The sequence below is a fragment of the Psychromonas hadalis ATCC BAA-638 genome (genome assembly GCF_000420245.1).
GTDB lineage: Bacteria > Pseudomonadota > Gammaproteobacteria > Enterobacterales > Psychromonadaceae > Psychromonas > Psychromonas hadalis.
This window is the reverse complement of sequence record NZ_ATUO01000261.1, coordinates 1-2,871: the sequence shown is the minus strand read 5'-3', so window position 1 is coordinate 2,871 and position 2,871 is coordinate 1. Positions and strand designations below refer to the sequence as shown.

2 protein-coding genes and 1 pseudogene are annotated in these 2,871 nt (G+C 38.8%); 1 reads left to right on the top strand and 2 read right to left on the bottom strand.

Features of this window, described 5'->3' with window-relative positions:
- Window positions 1-101 precede the first annotated feature (101 nt).
- Window positions 102-986, bottom strand: a complete 885-nt coding sequence (locus G322_RS0118485) for a LysR family transcriptional regulator (RefSeq protein ID WP_022943163.1) — start codon at window positions 984-986, stop codon at window positions 102-104.
- A 100-nt stretch (window positions 987-1,086) separates the two neighbouring features.
- On the opposite strand from G322_RS0118485, the gene G322_RS21385 reads away from it, so the two are divergent.
- Complete coding sequence (locus tag G322_RS21385) at window positions 1,087-2,499, top strand: MATE family efflux transporter (protein WP_022943162.1); 1,413 nt, start codon at window positions 1,087-1,089, stop codon at window positions 2,497-2,499.
- 200 nt (window positions 2,500-2,699) lie between these two features.
- Here G322_RS21385 and G322_RS24950 read toward each other — a convergent pair.
- Window positions 2,700-2,871 (bottom strand): annotated as a pseudogene (locus G322_RS24950) (IS701 family transposase); the annotation flags it as partial.

The window sequence follows — 2,871 nt, the reverse complement described above, 5'->3', positions numbered from 1 at the left end:
AAGTTGACGTAAATGGTTGTTCCCTTTACGAAACTTACAACGAAGAAATAAGTTATTTTAACCAGTAAAATAGATCAGCTATTTATTCCGATTGGTATTAACTATCTTTTGCTTTCTATTGTGCTTTCTAATTCATTAATCAGCCATGCTAAAACAATGCCCTGACCACGATCTTTGCGCTTGGTTAGTCCAATCTCTACGCGTATGTTACTCAGTATATGTTTACTTGAAAGTTGCTTAATATCGTTTTTATACCATTCTGAAAGCGCAATATTTTCAGGTACTAGTGCCCAGCCTAATCCCTCTATCACCATCTCTGTAATGCCATAATAACTATTGATATTCCAATGGTTTGCTGTGATGGGTTGTTCTCTACTTTGGCCTTGATGATTACAAATGAGCAGTTGGCGATGTTCCTGCAGTTGCGCAAGTGTAGGGGCCTCAATATTTGCTAAAACGTGATGATGAGAAACAATTAATACATTATTAAAGCTACCAATGGCTAAAAAATCTAAATTTTTTGATAATTCACCAACATGAAATAAGAGGCCAATATCTGCCTTACCTGACTCTACTAAGGCGGAAATGTCGTTACGTGAACCACTCATGAGCGTTAGTTTTAATAAAGGAAATTTTGTGGATATTTTTTTAAATACTGCTTGTAGCGTGCCCACTAAAACAGCTTCATCGGCAGCGATGACTAACTCAATCTCCTCTTCATTGGCTGCTGTTGATGCGCGTGCTTGCAAGCGTTGGCATTGGTTCATCACCATCTGTGCTTCATCGAGTAGTTGTTGCCCTGCTTGTGTTAAAACAGGTAAGCGTTTACTGCGGTCAAACAGTGTTAGATTTAAATCGACTTCAAGGTTTGCAATAGAGGTGCTGATACGTGATTGCGCTTTGCCTAACTTACGTGCTGCACTGGAAAACGATCCACAGTGGGCTGCGGTGATAAACGCTTCTAATTGATCAATGGTCCAATTCATAATTTACTCACTCAACTCATCCGAAAAGCGGATGGATAGTAACTTTAATGTATCTTATATTTAACTATTATAGCGAGGTTAATCAATAATAGAGAAAATTATGCAAACAGATAGCCCTCAGTTAGATACGCCACAAATAAATAGCGACGATTCAGTAAGTAAAACATACTGGCGCTATGCGATACCCTCTATTTTTGCGATGTTAGTGAATGGCCTTTATCAAGTCGTTGATGGAATTTTTGTGGGGCATTATTTAGGAAGTACAGGTTTGGCTGCCATCAATATGACCATTCCTATTTTAGCGGCTGTTGCTGGTTTTGGTATTATGATCGGCATGGGCGGAGGGAGCTTGATGTCACAGTATCGTGGCGAGCAATCAATCGCTAAAGAGCAGGGGGCATTAGCGAGTAGTATTTTCCTTATTGTGCTGCTTTCATTGCTGGTAATGATTATTTTAATGCTATTTTCAGGGGTATTATTAGATCTACAGGGCGCCACAGGCCAAGTTTTGCAATTTTCCCAAGATTACCTGCAAGTATTTTCCTACGGTGTGCTGATGACCATTGGTGCAGCAACATTGCCAATGCTGATCCGTAACGACAATAGCCCTACATGTTCGACATTGTTAATTGTAATGGGGGCCGTGCTTAATATAATTTTAGATTATCTGTTCATCGCAGTTTGGCAGTTAGGGTTACAGGGTGTTGCGATTGCCACGGTTATTTCACAATCAGTTGTAGTGCTTATTGCACTTGCTTATTTCTTTAGTCATTACTCGCAATGCAAAATTAAATTCTCAAAAATCAATGTTGAGAGCCTCTACAAAACGGTGCATCTGGGTGCTTCTAGTTTGTTTATGTTTTTCTATTTTGGCTTTGTGATTGCGCTGCATAACAAGTTATTTATGAGTTATGGCAGTACTGTACATGTGGCTGCATTTGCTATTGTTGGTTATGTTGCAACACTCTATTATTTGATTGCAGAAGGGATTGCATCGGGGTTGCAGCCACCCGTTAGCTATTATTTTGGTGCTAAGCAAACTGATAAAATTATTGCGACACTCACATTGGCGTGTAAAGTTGTTTTAATATCAGGTATCACAATGGTTTTGATGCTCAATCTCTTTCCCAGTCTCCTTATTGAGCTGTTTAGCCAAGGTGAAAAACAGTTAACTGAAGCTGCGACTATTGGTATTCATTTGCATCTTTTTGCACTTTTTTTAGATGGTTTTCTCTTTATCGTGACTATTTACTACATGGCGGTAGGGCAAGCAAACAAAGCGTTATGGGTATCAATGGGTAATATGTTAGTGCAGTTACCCTTTTTATATTTTTTACCGCTTTGGCTTGGTGTCAATGGTGTGTGGTTAGCTGTGCCTCTCTCAAATATTCTGCTAACACTTATCGTTGCCCCTCTTTTATGGAAAGATCTACAGTCGCTTAAGTTACATGGATCGCACACTGTAGAGGCTAAAAAGCACCCTAAAATTAATCGCTTGAAATTAAACAGCTGATCACTCCGTTTTGTAGGATGATTCTTGGTAAAAATTTACATTTTTTATTTTCAGACTTACGCTTACTCCTTATTGCTATTAATACGTAGGAAATTACTCATGTTAAATCCACTGCTCAAAGGGAAAGATATAAGCTGGGATGTTGACAAAGTTATTGTTAGTAACTGATGTTGCACAGTTGAGGTTTGTTCTAGGTGCAAAGCCTCAATGGCTGCTTTTTGTGCTTTGATATAAAGTTTCATTTTTAAACCGAATGTCGTTAACCCTTTTTTTATATTCAAGCACTCTAACTTGACCGTGGCTAGCAATGACATGAAAATAGGGTTGCTTTGCGTCTTTATTGTTTTGGCTGGCGATTTTGCTAACGCAGTA

Coding starts and splice junctions, on each gene's coding strand:
- G322_RS21385 (WP_022943162.1), top strand. CDS start 1,087: ATGCAAACAGATAGCCCTCAGTTAGATACGCCACAAATAAATAGCGAC.
- G322_RS0118485 (WP_022943163.1), bottom strand. CDS start 986: ATGAATTGGACCATTGATCAATTAGAAGCGTTTATCACCGCAGCCCAC.